This is a genomic window from Pseudescherichia vulneris NBRC 102420 (assembly GCF_000759795.1).
In the GTDB taxonomy this organism is placed as follows: domain Bacteria; phylum Pseudomonadota; class Gammaproteobacteria; order Enterobacterales; family Enterobacteriaceae; genus Pseudescherichia; species Pseudescherichia vulneris.
The window spans coordinates 181037-197215 of the sequence record NZ_BBMZ01000010.1 but is presented as its reverse complement, the minus strand read 5'-3'; the positions used below and the strand labels follow the sequence as shown (position 1 = coordinate 197215).

The window sequence follows — 16179 nt, the reverse complement described above, 5'->3', positions numbered from 1 at the left end:
GTCTTTACCGCAAAATGAAAGCTGTATAGAGAACGTCAGTCACTTCCTGCTTTGGCTGGCCAGGGACTAACGGCGGAGAGAGCGTCTCTTTGATGGCGGCGACCAGCTGGCGCTTGCCTTCGTCGGTTGCCAGCTGCGTGGCATCCTGACGGGAGAAGAGCAGCAGCAGGCGGCTACGCACCTCCGGCAGATACTCGCTCAGGCGTGCACGCGTGCCTTCGTCTTTCAGGCGCAGGGTAATGCCAATGTAGAAGACGCGATCGGCTTCGCCCAGGTTAACGGTAAAGGTATCCAGTGCGAAAAAGACCGGTGCGGGCGGCGGCGGTGCTTCGGCTTTCACCTCTTCACCTGGCTGCTGGTGCATGCGCCAGTAGCTATAGCCGGCGGTGGCGCACGCGGCGAGCGTGATCAACACCAACAGCGGGATCCAGATTGAGCGTTTCTTCTTCTTGGTAATGGCGGCGTCAGTCATCTGTTACGTGCTTCCTGTTTCGGTACTGCTTATAGACTGATTATCCCGTGTCCTGCGTCCGTCAAAGGGCGGAAAAGACGGGGATAATCATGCTACCTTTTGCGTTTAGGCAAAGATGTCTACCGCGCCGTTGCCGCGAGCACGCGATTGCAGGCTCGCCGGAACGGTCAATGCATCTTCTTCGTCAGCGGCAAACGTGCCGCCGTGGCCCGAGCGAGAGGCCTGTTGTTGCTGGGAGGAGGAGTGCTGCTGTCCAGCGGAGCTTTCGCTGCTGATGCTGCTCTGGCCAAGCTGAATGCCGTTTTCCGCCAGCTGGGTACGCAGCACTGGCAGCGCGGCTTCCAGCGCGGCACGCACGTGGCTGTGCTGGGACACCATCTGCAGCTGAGCCTGGTTGTCGTCAATCTTCAGGCTAATCTGCACCTGACCTAAATCTTCCGGATGCAGGCGTAGCTCGGCGCTCTGCTGGCCCTGCCTGGTAAACAGGGTGATATTCTGGCTGATGGTCTGCTGCCATTCGCTGCTGCCCAACGGGGCGCTGATCACCGGCGCGGCAACCGGGGCGCTGGCCTGCGCTGGCGCGGCGGTGGTCACCGCTGGGGCGACGCTGACGCTGGTGTTGACTGCCTGCACGGCGGTCTCCGGGGCGTTTTTCAGCGGCGCGGCGGCGGTCAGCTGGCTGGTTTGCGCGTTGCCGTCAACGGCAGCGGCAAAACGCTCGCCGTCGGCGTCATCTTTCGTCGCCGGGCTTAACGTTGGCTCACGGGTGAGAGAGGCGAGATCCGCGCCACGGCCAGCGGCAGTGGTCACCGGCGTGGAGGTGGCAGCAGCATCGCTCTTCGGCACGGCGGGCGTTGCCGTTTGCTGATGCGGCAGCATGGCCAGCAGGGCGCTCAGCCCGGCCAGCTCCTCGTCACTGAGATCGCTGTGGGTGTCGTCATCTGTGTCTGCGGTGGTCGCGGTTGGCTGTACCTGTGAAGCAGTCGCTGTCGATGTCATACCTTTAAGGCCGCCGGTCAGGCTGGCTAAAATACTTTGCGCTTCGCTCTGCAGCGGCACGCTGGCTTGGGCTGCGTCGTCGGTGACGTCTCCCTTAACGGCAGTTGCAGCCGCAGCGCCTGCAGGCGTACGGGCGAGCAGGGCGGCAAGCTGGACCGCCGGAGAGCGGGTATCGGTCTCATCCGCGCCGCCTTTCAGCAGGCTCTGCTGTAGCGTCGCGCCTGCCGTGCGCAGATCGTTAAGCGTCAAGGGTACGTCCTCACCTGACGCCTGGGTGCCGGAAAGCGCGCCCGACAGCAGGGCAAGAAAGTCTTCTGCGCCCGTCGCCGTTTTACCTGTTTGCAGGCCGCTGGTGGTATCGGCATCGGTAACAAGCAGTTTTGGCAAAGTGATCACTCTGGTTTCCTCATTGAAGCGCGCTGGGCGAACTCATCCATTTTTTTCTGATCGAGGCGGTTCTCTGCCAGCAGGGCGGCGCTGGTCTGCCGATCCTGTAGGGTTTGCCACGCCTGCAAACGTTGTTTCTTCTCTCGCCAGGCGTTCAACGCCTGTTCGACTTTCGTGGTCCACTGCATCAGCTGCTGGCGGTGCTGATCGATGGCTTTTTCCAGCGTGGAGATAAACTGCTGGTAGTTCTGCCAGCGCTGGCTGCCAATGCCCTGGGTCATATCCGTGTTGAGGTTATTGCGGTACTCGTTCTGATAATCCATCAGCATCTTGAGCTGCTCTTCCGCCTGCTGACATCCCCGGCGCATCTCGCCGAGGCGTATTGCTGCGTCATCCACCGCTTTTTCAGCCAGATCCTTTAGCGTCGTTAATGCGCTAGTCTGCGTCACGATCGTCGCCCTCCCACTCTTCTGTTACACCGTCGGGAAAATAAGCTCTAAGCCCTGGATGGACTCTTCCCATCCGGCGCGTTCAAAAATGCCCTGCTGGAGATAGGCTTCCAGCTGCGGCCACAGGGCGATGGCTTTATCCAGCATCGGATCGCTGCCCCGGGCGTAGGCGCCCACGCTCACCAGATCGCGGTTGCGCTGGAAGCTGGAGAGCAGCTGTTTAAAATGTCTGACTCTGGCGTAGTGTTGCTCGCTGATTAACGCGGTCATGGCTCGGCTAATAGAGGCTTCAATATCGATAGCGGGATAGTGACCCGCCTCGGCCAGCCGCCGCGACAGCACGATGTGGCCGTCAAGAATGGCGCGAGCTGAGTCGGCGATAGGATCCTGCTGGTCATCCCCTTCGGTCAGCACGGTATAGAAGGCGGTAACGGAACCGCCGCCGTGGATGCCGTTACCGGCGCGCTCCACCAGAGCGGGCAGTTTGGCAAACACCGACGGCGGGTAGCCTTTGGTTGCCGGGGGCTCACCGATCGCCAGGGCGATCTCACGCTGCGCCATGGCGTAGCGGGTCAGGGAGTCCATAATCAGCAGCACGTGCTGGCCGCGATCGCGGAAATCTTCCGCGATGCGCGTGGCGTAGGCCGCACCCTGCATACGCAGCAGCGGCGAGACGTCCGCCGGGGCGGCGATCACCACCGACCGGGCGCGGCCCTCGGCGCCCAGAATGTTTTCGATAAAATCTTTTACTTCACGGCCACGCTCGCCAATCAGCCCAACCACGATCACGTCAGCCTGGGTGTAGCGCGCCATCATGCCCAGCAGCACGCTCTTACCGACGCCGGAACCGGCAAACAGGCCCATACGCTGGCCGCGACCAACGGTTAACAGGGCGTTGATCGCCCGCACGCCGGTATCAAGCACGTGTTCAATGGGGGTACGCTGCAGGGGGTTGAACGGCTGGGTGATCAGCGCCCCGGTTTCGGTGGTGTCGGGAGAGGGGAGGCCGTCCAGCGGTTTGCCCGCGCCGTCCAGCACCCGACCCAGCAGCGCGGGACCTAAGGGCAGCTGTTTTCCGCTGTGCAAACCGTCGCCGCTGGCGCTGCGGGCGTAGACGCGCGCGCCAGGCAGAATGCCTTCCACCTCTTCCAGCGGCATCAGGAAGAGGCGCTGGCCGTTAAAGCCCACCACTTCACTCTCGACTTCCCGGATATCGCCATTCTCCTGGCGTTCAATAACGCAGGTGGCCCCCAGCGGCAGCTGCAGGCCGGTCGCCTCCAGTACCAGACCGGTGGCGCGGGTCAGCCGCCCGTAGCGGCGTACCGCGGGCAGCTGCGCCATTTTGCTCTCAAAGTTGTCCAGCGTGGTCAGCCAGCGGGTCAGGCGCGCAGTCATCAGATCGCTCCCGGTGCGGCCAGGCGGCACAGTTCCTGCCAGCGGGTGGCGACGCTGGCATCCAGATCGCCCTCGTCGGCAGAGACTTTACAGCCGCCGGGATGAAGGGTCGGATCGCCCCGCAGACGCCAGCCGTGCAGGCTCAGCGTCGCGCCCAGCATCTCCTCCACGCGCTGCAGATCGTCCGGGTGGACGCGCAGCTGCGGCTTGCCGTTAAACAGCGGCTCCTGCTGAAGCAGCTGCTGGATCTGTTTGATCAGCGCGGTGTTATCCACGCTCGGCGTCTGGCCGATCACCTGGCGCGCCGCCTCCAGCGCCATCTGCATCAGGCGGGAGGCGATCACGCTGTCCAGCGCATCAAGCGTGTACTGGAACTCGCTCACCAGCTGCTGCATCCGGGCATGGATCGGTGCCTGCTGCTGCTGAGCCTGGGCCAGCCCCTGCTCCAGGCCCTGGGCCAGACCTTCCTGGTAACCTTTGCTATGGCCGTTCTGCCGACCTTCGGCGAGACCGGCGCTGTATCCCTGCTCGTGGGCCTGGATCTGCAGCTGCGCCAGCTGCTGCTGTTGCTTCTGCTCGTCGGTTAAAACGACCTCTTCGCTCTCCTGCGGGGCGTCGTCGCTGTCGCTATCGTGCGCCACCGCCGGAACGAATTCGCTTACCGGCATCGCCAGATCTTCCGGCGTCCAGATTTTCCACGGCAGCTCGTTAGACATAGGTATCCTCGCCGCTGCCAATTACCATCTCGCCGGTTTCTGCCAGACGACGAACGATAAGCAGGATCGCTTTCTGTTCGTTCTCCACCTGGGAGAGACGCACCGGACCACGGTTGGCAAGGTCGTCGCGCAGAATGTCTGCCGCACGCTGGGACATGTTGCGCAGGAACTTCTCGCGCAGCGGCTGTTCGGAGCCTTTGAGCGCGATAAGCAGGGATTCGGAATCCACTTCCTGCAGCAGACGCTGGATGCTGCGATCGTCCACCTCGGAGAGGTTTTCGAACAGGAACATCTCGTCGATAATTTTCTGTGCCAGCTCGCCGTCGAATTCGCGCACCGCGGTAATAACCGCCTCTTCCTGCTGGGTCTTCATCAGGTTGATGATCTCGGCTGCCGTTCTTACGCCGCCCATTTTGCTGCGCTTGAGGTTCTGGCCGTCGAGCAGGCTGTTCAGCACCTCGGTCAGCTCTGCCAGCGCGGCTGGCTGCACGCCGCCGAAGGTGGCGATACGCAGCATGACGTCATGACGCAGACGCTCATCGAAGAGGGCGAGAATATCCGCCGCCTGGCCGCGCTTAAGGTGCACAAGGATGGTGGCGATAATCTGCGGATGCTCGTCGCGGATAAGATCGGCTGCGGTCTGCGGCTCCATAAAGTTGAGGGTCTCGATACCGCTGGAGGTATCGCGGGTCTCAAGAATATCTTCCAGCAGGCTGGCGGCGCGCTCTTCGCCGAGCGCTTTCACCAGCACCGAACGCAGGTAGTCGTTGGCGTTGATATTGAGCGCGGCGAACTGCTCGGCTTCCTGCTCGAACTCTTGCAGAACGTCGGTCAGCTGCTTGTTGGAGATCTGGCGCACGCCTGCCATGGCGGTACTGAGGTGCTGAACCTCACGCTGGGAGAGGTGCTTGAACACCTCCGCCGCACGGTCTTCGCCAATGGTCATCAGCAGGATGACGCTCTTTTCGGTTCCGGTAAGGTTACTCATGCTCTTCACCACTCATCCACTGGCGGATGACCAGCGCAACAACGCGCGGATCGTTATCTGACATTTCGCGAATACGCTGGCTCATCACCTCGGCGCTCAGGCGCTGGTTAGCCCGGCGCTGCTGGGTCTGCTCGTCTTTGCTGAGGCGAACCTCCACGGCTTCCTCTTCCGGCATCTGGCGAGTCTGTGCATTCTCAAGCAGCGCTTTGCGCTCCTCTTCGCGACGCACCAGCTGCGGACGAACGGCTTTGCGCCACAGGATCCAGGCAACAATCAGCACCAGCAGCCAGCGACCGGCGGTCATCAGCTGATCGATAAAGGCCTGCTGTTGCCAGAACGGCAGCTCGCCTGCGCTCTCATCGGTGGCGTTGAACTGGGAGTTCACCACGTTGAGGGTATCGCCGCGCTGCTGGGAGAAGCCCATCGCTTCGCGGGTCAGGTCTTCAATCTGCTTCAACTGGTCGGCGGTCAACGGCAGCGGTTTGCCATCGGTCAGGGTGCGATAGTTCACCACCACGGCCACGGAGAGACGCTGCACGTCGCCGACGTTCATTTTGGTGTGGCGAATGGTGCGGTCGACTTCGTAGTTGGTGGTTTCGTTGCGCTGCGTATTACGCGGACCGGCGCTGTTTGCCGTGCTGGTCGAGGTGGTCTGCTGCGCATTCTGGTTCTGCTGGCCGTTCTGCGGTGTATTCGCCGTAATCGGCGCGTTGTTAGCTGGTGCAGGTTGGTTAGAGAGTGCACCCGGCACGCCGCCCGGATAGGGGCCGCCCACCTGCTCGCTTTCGTTCAGCTGACGGGAGCGCATCACGGCTTCGGACGGGTTGCCGTTCGGATGATACTGCTCTTCGGTCTGCTCTTTATTATCAAAGTCGATCTGGGCGTTAACCTGGGCATGAACGTTGCCATTGCCGACGATAGGGGAGAGGATCGCCTCGATACGGCGCTGCACGCGGCCTTCAACGTCAGCGGCATACTTCAGCTGGGCGTCGTTAAGATCGCGACCGCTGGTGTTGGACTGGGTCAGCAGGCGACCGCTCTGGTCGACCAGGGTAACGTTACCCGGCGGCAGGCCCGCAACGGCGCTGGAGACTAAATGAACCACGGCGCTGATCTGGCCTTCGTCCATGGCGCGACCCGGTGCGAGGTTCACGGTAACGGAGGCCGAGGGGGATTTCTGTTCGCGCACGAACAGCGACGGTTTAGGCATCGCCAGGTGGACACGGGCTGACTTCACCGGCCCGAGGGTTTCGATGGTACGGGCCAGTTCGCCCTCCAGCGCACGCTGGTAGTTGACCTGCTCGCTGAACTGGCTGATACCAAACTTCTCCTGGTCCAGCAGCTCAAAGCCTACCGCGCCGCCTTTCGGCAGCCCAAGCTGGGCGAGGCGCAGGCGCAGCTCGTGCACCTTGTCCGCTGGCACTTCAATCGCGCCACCGGTGTCAGAGAAGCGGTAGGGGATGTTCATCTGCGTCAGCTGGGTCACTATCGCGCCGCCGTCCTGATCGGAGACGTTGCTATAAAGGACGCGGTAGTCCGGCTGCTTCGCCCACAGCACCATCGCAACGATGATGGCGATGGCGGCTGCACCGGCGACAAGCAGTGGAATTCTGGGGTTCGCGCGTAGGCGGTTCATCCATTCGAGAGATTTATTCTGTGATGCGGTTGCTGTCGCACTCATTGCACACCTCGTAACTCAGGGTGGACGGCATTATTCGTGTAATGAAGCAAAACGGACTCCCGGGTCGGCAAACACGACAAAAGTTCCATGTTGATGGCCCAGCCATTATTTGATGATTTGCGATTTTCTATGGGTCAAATAACCTGGTTTTTTGTCGCTATTTACCGCCTTCATCTTATTGACAAACTGGTAACCTCGTCGCCAGTCAAATCATGTAGGGGTTAAATCATGTCTATCCAGGGGATTGAAGGCGTCATCAGCCAGCTGCAGGCCACGGCCGGCGTGGCGAAAAACCAGAGCGTTGGCGCTGAGTCCACCGTTAGCTTCGCGGGCCAGCTGCACGCCGCGCTGGATCGCATCAGCGATACGCAGAACGCCGCGCGTACGCAGGCTGAGAAATTCACGCTGGGTGAGCCGGGTGTTGCCCTGAACGACGTGATGACCGATCTGCAAAAATCATCCGTGTCGTTGCAGATGGGGATCCAGGTACGTAACAAGCTGGTGTCGGCGTACCAGGACGTGATGGCGATGCAGGTGTAGTCAGAACTTCCTTAAAACACGCTTACGTCAGCCGCTTCCCCTGACCTCTGCTACACTTTCAGAGTCTTAACTTAACGGTAAGGAGCTGAAAATGGGTCTTTTCAATTTTGTAAAAGAAGCAGGCGAAAAGCTGTGGGACGCCGTCTCAGGGCATGACGACAAGGAAGAGCAGGCGAAAAAGGTGCAAGAGCATCTGAGCAAAACCGGGATCCCGGATGCCGATAAGGTGAACGTGCAGGTCGCCGACGGTCAGGCTACCGTTACGGGCGAAGGCCTGAGCCAGGAAGCGAAAGAGAAGATTCTGGTGGCGGTAGGTAACATCTCCGGTATTGCCAGCGTTGCTGACAACGTTAAGGCCACTGCCGCGACGGATACTGCTGCGAAAGAGAGCCAGTTCTATACGGTGAAATCCGGTGACACGCTGAGCGCCATCTCTAAACAGGTTTACGGTGACGCTAACCAGTACAATAAGATTTTTGAAGCGAACAAACCGATGCTGAAAAGCCCGGAAAAAATCTATCCGGGCCAGGTGCTGCGTATTCCGCAGTAATCTGCAAGCGCCGTAGGCCGGGCAAGGCGTTAGCCTTCGCCCGGCATTACTGCATTTGCCGGGTGGCGCTATGCTTATCCGGCAAACTCTCTACTTCTGAATTAAATAACGAATGGTCGGTCCATCCTGCTGGATATCCAGCACGGTATAGCCGTGATTGCGAGCGTCCAGCGGAATGTTATTAATGGATTGCGGGCAGTCGCTCACCACCTCCAGAATCTCACCCTTTTTTAACTGCGGCATCGCCTCCAGCGTGGCGACGGCAGGGTAGGGGCAGGGCTCGCCCACCATATCCAGGCGGTAATCGGGTATTATTGTTTTGCTCATATTCATACCGCTTCCTTAACCGCCAGCGTGGCGGCGCGCTTAAAGAAATGTTTCTCCCAGGCCACGACGAGCACCAGGGCGGCTAGCAGCAGGCCGTAGGTGACCAGCAAACCCCCGAGTGGCCCGAAGGTGTTCAGCAGATTGACCTTATCCCAGCGGGTGGCCAGCGACGGAGCCAGATCGTCCCAGAAATAGGCCAGCAGCGTCGAGCCAATAACATTTCCGAGTCCCACCCACCAGTAGTGCACCTGGCCTTCAACGGCACGGTACATCCAGCCGGTTTCACACCCACCCGCCAGCACAATGCCGAAGCCGAAGAGCAAACCGCCTATTACGGCGTTGGGGCCAGCCCACATGATTTTGGCCTCAACGCCCAGCTGAACGTAGCTGAAAATCCCGATGGCGCTCACCGCCATCCCGAGGATAATGGCCTTTGCCATATGGGTGCGGCCGGTGATCCACATATCACGGAAGGCAGAGGTGAAGCAGATCTGCGCCCGCTCAATCAGCAGTCCAAAGCCGACGCCGAACAGCATGGCGAGACCGAGCTTAGGCTGATTCATTGCCGTGAGTAGCGCCCATCCCAGCATGCCGACAAACACCAGCATGCCGAGGCGAAAGCGACGGCGCGCCCGGTCAGGCTGCTGCGTCAGCGGCGAGGCGGCGGAGACCTTCTGCATTTTTACCGGAATGCGGAAAAACGGCAGCAGGGTAACGCGCGCGCCAAACCAGCTGCCTACCGCCGTGGCCAGGGCAAAGAACCAGGCGTGAAGGGAAAACTGAGGAATGCCGGTGAAAAACGCCGCCAGGTTACAGCCCATCGCCAGACGTGCGCCGAATCCGGCAATGATGCCGCCGACAATGGCCTGAAAAATACGGATACGACTGCGGGGCATACGCAGTTTGACGTTATTCGCCCACAGCGCGGCAGCGAAACAGCCGCCAAACATGCCGATAATCATCATGCCGTCGATGCGGGTCAGCGGGGTGCCTTCCAGATGGATCAGCTTGTAGTAACCCCAGGTTTCCGCATGGATGCCCATCAGCTGCAAAAGCTGACCGCCCCAGCGGGTAAATTCCCCGGTAACGGCCCAGAAGGTGCCGGTAATGCCAAAATAGTAGGTGGAGAGAATGCCGGCGGCGATAACGGCGGGCAGGGGTGCCCAAAAGGTAATCAGCCAGCGCTGTTTGAAGTGTTGCCAGGACATGGTAATAGCCTCTGAACTCAGAAGGTTTATGTAATAAAGCGGAACCGCGATCCTACACGCACACACGCATTTGCCCAGCGGTAAATGGCATTTATACGGTGCAGATCAAGTAAAGTGCTGAAGGTAATTGCTGGCAGCCGTGGCGCTTTAATGCCAGAATATTTTTTTTCTTCGCGCGCAGGACATTGGATGAAAAAAGTAGCGATTTTAAGCGCATTGCTGGCGTTGACCGGATGTGCACAGATTGATAACTATAACGAGGTCGTTAAACACCCGGCACCCGCGGAGCTGGTAGGGTACTGGCAATCTGCCGGGCCGCAGAGCAAGCTGGTCAGCCCGGAAGCGATTGCCAGCCTGGTGGTGACCCCCGCTGGGGATACGCTGGACTGTCGCCAGTGGCAGCGCGTGATAGCGCTTCCTGGCAAGCTGACGCTACGCGGGGACGATTTCTATAACGTGACGCAAAAGGTCGAGGTGTACTCGGTAGAGCGTGATGGTGCCCTGCTGGAGTATGCGGGCATGATGCTAAAACGGGTCGATCGCCCAACCGCCGAGTGCGCTGAGGTATTGGCGAAAAGCCCGCTGCCTACGCCGCTGCCGTAAAGCAATAACGCTGAGTGAGGCCTCTCACTCAGCGCATCCGGTTACAGCACGTCCTCCAGAACCCACACGCTGACGCTGCCGCCGTTGCAGGTAAAGGTACCCGTGCCGTTTTCGTCAGTGCTGACCGTCTCCTCGCGGTTGCCGAGGTAGTCGCGCCACATCTTATTGCCGTAGTTTTCCCCTAGCTCCAGCGTCTTTTCCCCGTCGTTACCGTTGGAAAGCACCACGACGCAGCCGGGATCCTCTTCGGTTCCGCTCCGGCTAAAGGCGATGCAGTTCGGGTGATCGAACCACAGGGTCTGTACGCCGTGGGCAAAGCGCTGACGGGCCAGGATCAGCTTGTCGAGATGTTCGACGATCGGCATATCGATGTGGTAGGTTTCGCCATCGCCGCCGGTATCGTCATAGCTTGCGCCATACAGATCCGGATAGAACACCGATGGCACACCGTTTTCCCGCAGCAGGATCAGAGCGTAGGCCAGCGGTTTAAACCAGGATTCCACTGGTGCTTCCAGCGCCTGCAACAGCTGAGTGTCGTGGTTAGTGACCAGGGTGACGGCATGGAAGGGATCGGCTTCCACCAGCGTGCCGGTGAAAATCTGGCTCATGTCGTAGTCACGGCCCTGCAACGATGCCTGATGGAAATTCATCTGCAGCGGGGCGTCGAACAGCATCGTATTGCCATCGACCTGATCGATATACTGCTGCAAGCGTCCGACTTCATGGGCCCAGTATTCGGCGACGATAAACAGCGGTTTCGGGGCCACCTCCTGCACGTGGTCGATCCACTCCTTATAGAACCAGGCCGGGATATGCTTCACGGCATCAAGGCGGAAGCCGTCGCACTGGGTCTGCTCCATCACCCAGCGGGCCCAGTATTTGATCTCCTCCGTCACCGCCCGGTTGCGGAAGTCGATATTGGAGCCCATCAAATAGTCAAAGTTACCCAGCTCTCCGTCGACCTGATCGTTCCAGCCATCGCCGGTATAATCGTTGACGATCTTAAAGATGCCTTCTTCGTCGGGATTTTCGATATGATCGACGCCGCTAAAGCACTTGTGGTCCCAGATAAACTTCGAATATTTACCCTCACGGGCGGGGAAGGTGTAACGTGTCCAGGCCTCGCAGGCGATCTCCTCATCGTCAATCTGGGTGCGGTCGTGTTCGTTTACCCGATTAACACAGATCGACTCTTTTTCATCGGCTCCCATCTTATGGTTGACCACGACGTCGAGCAGCACGGCAATGCCGTTCTCTTTCAGCGCACCGATAGCCGCCAGCAGCTGGGCTTTATCGCCATATTTAGTCGCAACGGTCCCTTTTTGATCGAACTCGCCCAGGTCGAAGAGATCGTAGGTGTCATATCCGACCGAGTATCCTCCCGTGGCCGCTTTATAAGCGGGGGGCAGCCAGACCATGTTAATGCCAATATCATTAAAACCAGCTGCACGCTCGGCCACTTCCGGCCAGAGCTTACCGCCATCCGGATAATACCAGTGAAAGCATTGCAATAAGGTGGGGTTTTTCATCGACCAAGCTCCAGAGTAAGGAACTTGAAGTATGGATGATATTTAGAAAACGAAGCGGGTAAGAACGTTAAAATAGTTTACCCGCCTGAAGGCAGCAGCGTTCACAGCTCGCTTGGGAAAAGAATATTACCAGAGAGACGTCCATAGGTTGAGTTCAGGTTCTGTTGGCGGGACGTTTGCCCCACTAAGGTGCGTAGTTCTTCCATGCGCTGGTGCAGCAGCGTTTTAAGCTCAACTTTGTTCTCGAGGATCTGTTTTAACAGCGGGCGGAGCCGCCCCTGAATAGCAGGGGCAGTATCTGCGGTATCCTGCAGCTGGGTCAGCTTTTCTACGGCGGTGATATAGCTCACCTCATGCTGGATAAGCTCATCCCAGCGCCCCTCTTTAGCAAGGCTTAGCATCATGTTGCTGGTCAGCAGCAGTTGCTGATAGTGTTGGAGCAACCCGAAATCGGCATCCATTAGTAGGTGTCCCGCGCATTTTGATTATTAGGGCCGATCTCTTTCCAGGCATCGGCAATATTGGTCAGCAGTGTAGTGACTTCATCAATGGCGGCGAGGTCATTGTGCAGATTGGCCTGAAGAAGACGCTCAATCATAAAGTCATAGAGGTGTTCTAGATTTTCTGCGAGGCCGCCTTCAACTTCATGATTGAGTCCTGCACGTAAGCCATTGGTAATGATATTGATTGCTTTTGACAGGGCCTGGCCTTTACCGGGAATGTCTCCCTGATCGATCAGGATGGCCGCTTTTTTCATGGCGCTTAACGCGCCATCAAAAAGTAGGACCACCAGCTGATGTGGGCTGGCACTCAGGACGGCGCTCTCAACGCTGACCTGGGCATAAGCCTGAATTCCCGATTTTGTATACATGTCAAACCTCTACTCATGGTTCATTAACTGTTTATGGCATTAAACTGCTGGGTCAAATAGCTGGCCGTGGAGTCCAAGGACGACATGAGCGTACTCAGGCTGGTGAACTGGGCCTTATAGCGCGCCATCGTCGCGGTGATCTGATCGTTTACCTGATCGTACTTCTCTGACAGCCGCTTCAGGGTTTTATTGATTCCATCCGTGGCGCTTTTCAGCGTGCCGTCGGTGCCCAGAATGTCTTTTAACTGGCTGCTAGCCTGGGTGGCAAAACCGGTGGTTTTGCCGTCGCCGGAGAGGAAAGTCAACACATCGGTCGGGGACTCGTTCAGTGCTTTAGTCAGCTTGGTATCATCGATGGTCAGCTTGCCGGTCAGATCCTGGGTGATACCCATCTGCGACAGGGTAGAGATAGTTCCGGTTCCCTGGCTGGTGGAGAGCAGGGAGCGCAGGCGCGTCTGGATATTACGCAGCGTGCCGTCGCCAAGCAGATCGCCGTTTGAGGTACTCTGGCTGTCGCTGCCCTGATCCACCGCCGTATATTTGGTCTGGTTGCTGATGGTCGTCTGCAGCGAGTTATAGGCGTCAACGTAGGCCTTTATGGCCGTCGTCATCGGCTCGTTGTCTTTGACGACCGACAGCGTCTCCGGGCTACCGACGTTGGTTTTCGTCAGCGACAGGGTTACGCCTTCTGGCGCATCGGTAATGGTGTTGCTGCTGCGGGTGATGGTGATGTTATTGATTTTAACAATGGCATCTTTCGCCTCCACCTGCTGGGTCATGGCGCTTTTGGTACTGTCGGTGGCGTCGTAGCTGATGTATTTCGCCAGCTTGCTGTCGTCAGTAGTGATGGTCATCGCGTTCGCTTCGCCGCTGTCGCGAGAGGTCAGCGCCAGGTAGTAGCTGCTATCATCCGCTTTAATAATGCTGGCGGTGACGCTGCCCTGTTTGGCATTTATCGCATCGCGAATGTCCGCAAGGCTGGTTTTATCGCTGGCCAGCGTCACCGTCATGGGATCTTTCTGACCTGGCTGGGTGATAGTGATTGTCCGCGAGCTGAGGCTGCTGTCCCCGAGAACAGACTCTTTACTGCTTGCCTTTGGGCTGAGCAGCGACTGCGAGGTAGCTAGCTGGGTGACCTCAACGGAGTAGGTTCCCGCCGTGGCGCTGTTGGCCAGCGTCGCGCTGAACGCGCTATTAGTGCTGGAGACCTTAGCCGACGCAATGGCTGAGGTATCTTTTAATGCGTCTGCCGCCTTCTGTAGCGACGTTAGCGATGTCTGCACCACGCCCCAGGCGGTCAGTTTTGCTTTATATGATGTCTGCTGTTGCGTAATAGGCGTTAACCGAGTCTGCTCAGAAGACTCCAGCCCATCATATAGCGTACTCAGCGATGAACTCATGCTGGTGCCGGCACCAAGCGAACTTACTGTTGCCATAATAACATCCCTCAATTTAAGACAATCACTGGATGTACTATCGGCAGCGACAGCGAAAAGATTAGAGCCTTTTACAAAAAACAATGGCGAAATAAAGCGGGGAAAAACCAGGCACTTTGCGCTTTTAAAAAAGCGAATATTTTTTCTAAAGGTTATCCGAGGGCGGTCGATAATCACATCAACGGCGAGAAAGCCGTAGGCAGATGCCTGACTCAGACAACTTTTTAAAGGAATTCAATCATGGCTGTTATCAATACTAACACCCTGTCTCTGACGACTCAGAACAACCTGACTAAATCCCAGTCCTCTCTGGGCACTGCTATCGAGCGCCTCTCTTCCGGTCTGCGTATCAACAGCGCGAAAGATGATGCTGCTGGTCAGGCGATCGCTAACCGCTTCACCTCCAACATCAACGGCCTGAACGTTGCTGCCCGTAACGCCAACGATGGTATCTCCCTGGCACAGACCGCTGAAGGCGCGCTGTCTGAGATCAACAACAACCTGCAGCGTGTCCGTGACCTGACCGTGCAGGCGCAGAACAGCTCTAACTCTGCTTCCGACATCGACTCCATTCAGTCTGAAGTTAACCAGCGTCTGGCTGAAATCAATCGTGTCACCAAAGAAACTGATTTCAACGGTATCAAAATCCTTGACAACACCACCAGCCAAGACTTCTCCTTCCAAGTCGGCTCTCGTGATGGTGAAAAAATTGCTATCACCATGGACTCCAGCGCTGGTTGGAACCTAAACGCAAAAGATGCTGTAGAAGCTGGTGATCTGGCTAAGGTTAATGGCGAAGAGCGTAAAGTCGCTGCTGAAGGTTTTGACGTTCGTGCTGCGGTGACCGCCGGAACTGAAGGCACGCCTGCTGTACCGGGCAATCCGGATCCTGATGGCGATCCAGATACTGATGACGCAGTTGAAGCCGTAGATGCAGTTGCAGGTACGCCGGCCAGTGGTCCATTGTCTACTATCGATGCAGCCATCAAAGCGGTTGACTCCCAGCGCAGCTCCCTGGGTGCGTCCCAGAACCGTTTCGAATCTACCATTACTAACCTGAACAACACCGTGAGCAACCTGACCGCTGCCCGCAGCCGTATTCAGGACTCCGACTACGCGACCGAAGTGTCCAACATGTCCCGCGCGCAGATCCTGCAGCAGGCAGGCTCTTCCGTACTGGCTCAGGCCAACCAGGTTCCGCAGACCATGCTGTCCCTGCTGCGTTAATTCGCACCGCTTGCCTAAACCCCGCTCCGGCGTAACACCGTTCACTTAAGATGTTTTGAGTGAATGGGATACTGGGTTTTTTAGTATTCGAACGGTCCTCTTTTTGGGCCGTTTTCTCTTTTCCGGCAGGATAAATTGCTTTACATTCTACCGCATTTTCTTCAGCTTCACCGGGATCGTCCCCTGTTTACCCAGTGAACACCAGATGAGTTCACCCTAGATCAGTCTCATCGTCATCACGAAGCTTATCCGCAGCGGCGGCACCTTTGCTTCCCGTGCTATCTGACTCATCTCCATTCAGACCAGATTATTGGCCGTCAACAGGCCCCATATTTCCTGGTAAATCCCGCTCACTTTCTGGCTGCACAATAGCGTGACCGTACTCAGCCGGGACTGTTTCAGCTCTCCATAACCGCTTCCTATGCTCTACCGCTCCTGATCAACATAATGCAGCGATTCTGCCGAATACTGCTCCGGCCCGTTCAGAGAGCTGATTAAACCTTTGAGCGAGAGTCTCACCTTTCTGCTAATTCAGAACGAGGTCGAGTTTTGTCACAACGTCCGTGATGGAGCGATCGCGGTTCAGGGCAATGCCCACAATCAGCAAGACCACGAGCTCAGCGTGGAGTTTACGTTTATAGATACTAACTTTATTCTTGGGATCAAGAACCTGAGAAATCCACTCAAGGGGAATGGCTCGCTGAAAACAGAAAAGTGAAGAGGGTTCAGCCTAGGTCTATGTTTCGTCTAATCATCGGCTTGTTCAACCGATAATTTTGCTTAACCGATCGGTGTTAGCCT

At 57.7% G+C, this 16179-nt stretch carries 17 protein-coding genes and 1 pseudogene; 4 read left to right on the top strand and 14 right to left on the bottom strand.

The features are described 5' to 3' along the window. Window positions 1–4: 4 nt before the first annotated feature. The 7 genes from fliL to fliF all read right to left on the bottom strand — a co-directional run bounded on the left by fliL (window position 5) and on the right by fliF (window position 7087). A complete protein-coding gene (fliL, locus tag EV102420_RS10130; RefSeq protein ID WP_042391436.1) occupies window positions 5–472 on the bottom strand; it encodes a flagellar basal body-associated protein FliL in 468 nt (155 codons plus the stop codon). 105 nt (window positions 473–577) lie between these two features. After that, the gene (gene fliK, locus EV102420_RS10125; protein WP_042391435.1) at window positions 578–1867 is read right to left on the bottom strand and encodes a flagellar hook length control protein FliK; all 1290 of its coding nucleotides are present in this window, start codon (window positions 1865–1867) and stop codon (window positions 578–580) included. Further along, complete coding sequence (gene fliJ / locus EV102420_RS10120; RefSeq protein WP_042391434.1) at window positions 1864–2307, bottom strand: flagellar export protein FliJ; 444 nt, start codon at window positions 2305–2307, stop codon at window positions 1864–1866. Before fliJ ends, fliK begins: the two co-directional genes overlap by 4 nt. Window positions 2308–2331: 24 nt before the next feature. Then, window positions 2332–3702, bottom strand: a complete 1371-nt coding sequence (gene fliI / locus EV102420_RS10115) for a flagellar protein export ATPase FliI (RefSeq protein WP_042391469.1) — start codon at window positions 3700–3702, stop codon at window positions 2332–2334. Next, entirely contained in the window at window positions 3702–4418 is a 717-nt protein-coding gene (gene fliH, locus EV102420_RS10110; RefSeq protein WP_042391433.1) for a flagellar assembly protein FliH, read from the bottom strand. Before fliH ends, fliI begins: the two co-directional genes overlap by 1 nt. Next, window positions 4411–5406, bottom strand: a complete 996-nt coding sequence (fliG, locus tag EV102420_RS10105) for a flagellar motor switch protein FliG (protein ID WP_042391432.1) — start codon at window positions 5404–5406, stop codon at window positions 4411–4413. The genes fliH and fliG overlap by 8 nt, the downstream gene beginning before the upstream one ends. Then, a complete protein-coding gene (gene fliF, locus EV102420_RS10100) occupies window positions 5399–7087 on the bottom strand; it encodes a flagellar basal-body MS-ring/collar protein FliF (RefSeq protein ID WP_042391430.1) in 1689 nt (562 codons plus the stop codon). The genes fliG and fliF overlap by 8 nt, the downstream gene beginning before the upstream one ends. A gap of 225 nt (window positions 7088–7312) precedes the next feature. On the opposite strand from fliF, the gene fliE reads away from it, so the two are divergent. Continuing rightward, the gene (gene fliE, locus EV102420_RS10095; protein ID WP_106403916.1) at window positions 7313–7627 is read left to right on the top strand and encodes a flagellar hook-basal body complex protein FliE; all 315 of its coding nucleotides are present in this window, start codon (window positions 7313–7315) and stop codon (window positions 7625–7627) included. Between the two features lie 91 nt (window positions 7628–7718). After that, window positions 7719–8177: a peptidoglycan-binding protein LysM gene (lysM, locus tag EV102420_RS10090; RefSeq protein ID WP_042391428.1), complete on the top strand. Its 459-nt coding sequence runs from the start codon at window positions 7719–7721 to the stop codon at window positions 8175–8177. Window positions 8178–8267: 90 nt separating this feature from the next. On the opposite strand, the gene yedF is transcribed toward lysM, so the two are convergent. Both yedF and yedE read right to left on the bottom strand, forming a co-directional pair. Further along, a complete protein-coding gene (yedF, locus tag EV102420_RS10085; protein WP_042391468.1) occupies window positions 8268–8504 on the bottom strand; it encodes a sulfurtransferase-like selenium metabolism protein YedF in 237 nt (78 codons plus the stop codon). Window positions 8505–8506: 2 nt separating this feature from the next. Then, entirely contained in the window at window positions 8507–9712 is a 1206-nt protein-coding gene (yedE, locus tag EV102420_RS10080; protein WP_042391427.1) for a selenium metabolism membrane protein YedE/FdhT, read from the bottom strand. Window positions 9713–9901: 189 nt separating this feature from the next. Between yedE and yedD the strand changes: the two genes are divergently transcribed. Continuing rightward, the gene (yedD, locus tag EV102420_RS10075) at window positions 9902–10315 is read left to right on the top strand and encodes a lipoprotein YedD (protein ID WP_042391426.1); all 414 of its coding nucleotides are present in this window, start codon (window positions 9902–9904) and stop codon (window positions 10313–10315) included. Between the two features lie 41 nt (window positions 10316–10356). Here the strand turns inward: yedD and amyA are convergent, their stop codons facing one another. From amyA to fliD, 4 genes are all read right to left on the bottom strand, one after another. Then, window positions 10357–11844, bottom strand: a complete 1488-nt coding sequence (gene amyA, locus EV102420_RS10070) for an alpha-amylase (protein WP_042391425.1) — start codon at window positions 11842–11844, stop codon at window positions 10357–10359. A gap of 101 nt (window positions 11845–11945) precedes the next feature. Then, window positions 11946–12305, bottom strand: coding sequence for a flagella biosynthesis regulatory protein FliT (fliT, locus tag EV102420_RS10065; protein ID WP_042391424.1), 360 nt, complete (start codon window positions 12303–12305; stop codon window positions 11946–11948). Next, window positions 12305–12715 carry a flagellar export chaperone FliS gene (gene fliS / locus EV102420_RS10060; RefSeq protein WP_042391423.1) on the bottom strand — a complete coding sequence of 137 codons (411 nt, stop codon included), beginning with the start codon at window positions 12713–12715 and terminating at the stop codon, window positions 12305–12307. The genes fliT and fliS overlap by 1 nt, the downstream gene beginning before the upstream one ends. 23 nt (window positions 12716–12738) lie before the next feature. Then, a complete protein-coding gene (fliD, locus tag EV102420_RS10055) occupies window positions 12739–14151 on the bottom strand; it encodes a flagellar filament capping protein FliD (RefSeq protein WP_042391422.1) in 1413 nt (470 codons plus the stop codon). A 240-nt stretch (window positions 14152–14391) separates the two neighbouring features. Here fliD and EV102420_RS10050 point away from each other — a divergent pair, with 240 nt between their 5' ends. After that, on the top strand, window positions 14392–15378 hold the full coding sequence (locus EV102420_RS10050; RefSeq protein WP_042391421.1) for a flagellin N-terminal helical domain-containing protein: 987 nt from the start codon (window positions 14392–14394) through the stop codon (window positions 15376–15378). Window positions 15379–15419: 41 nt separating this feature from the next. Here EV102420_RS10050 and EV102420_RS21860 read toward each other — a convergent pair. After that, window positions 15420–16108: pseudogene (locus tag EV102420_RS21860) on the bottom strand (transposase domain-containing protein); the annotation flags it as partial. Window positions 16109–16179: the final 71 nt, after the last annotated feature.

Coding starts and splice junctions, on each gene's coding strand:
- fliL (WP_042391436.1), bottom strand. CDS start 472: ATGACTGACGCCGCCATTACCAAGAAGAAGAAACGCTCAATCTGGATC.
- fliI (WP_042391469.1), bottom strand. CDS start 3,702: ATGACTGCGCGCCTGACCCGCTGGCTGACCACGCTGGACAACTTTGAG.
- fliH (WP_042391433.1), bottom strand. CDS start 4,418: ATGTCTAACGAGCTGCCGTGGAAAATCTGGACGCCGGAAGATCTGGCG.
- fliG (WP_042391432.1), bottom strand. CDS start 5,406: ATGAGTAACCTTACCGGAACCGAAAAGAGCGTCATCCTGCTGATGACC.
- fliF (WP_042391430.1), bottom strand. CDS start 7,087: ATGAGTGCGACAGCAACCGCATCACAGAATAAATCTCTCGAATGGATG.
- lysM (WP_042391428.1), top strand. CDS start 7,719: ATGGGTCTTTTCAATTTTGTAAAAGAAGCAGGCGAAAAGCTGTGGGAC.
- yedF (WP_042391468.1), bottom strand. CDS start 8,504: ATGAGCAAAACAATAATACCCGATTACCGCCTGGATATGGTGGGCGAG.
- yedE (WP_042391427.1), bottom strand. CDS start 9,712: ATGTCCTGGCAACACTTCAAACAGCGCTGGCTGATTACCTTTTGGGCA.
- yedD (WP_042391426.1), top strand. CDS start 9,902: ATGAAAAAAGTAGCGATTTTAAGCGCATTGCTGGCGTTGACCGGATGT.
- amyA (WP_042391425.1), bottom strand. CDS start 11,844: ATGAAAAACCCCACCTTATTGCAATGCTTTCACTGGTATTATCCGGAT.
- fliT (WP_042391424.1), bottom strand. CDS start 12,305: ATGGATGCCGATTTCGGGTTGCTCCAACACTATCAGCAACTGCTGCTG.
- fliS (WP_042391423.1), bottom strand. CDS start 12,715: ATGTATACAAAATCGGGAATTCAGGCTTATGCCCAGGTCAGCGTTGAG.
- fliD (WP_042391422.1), bottom strand. CDS start 14,151: ATGGCAACAGTAAGTTCGCTTGGTGCCGGCACCAGCATGAGTTCATCG.
- EV102420_RS10050 (WP_042391421.1), top strand. CDS start 14,392: ATGGCTGTTATCAATACTAACACCCTGTCTCTGACGACTCAGAACAAC.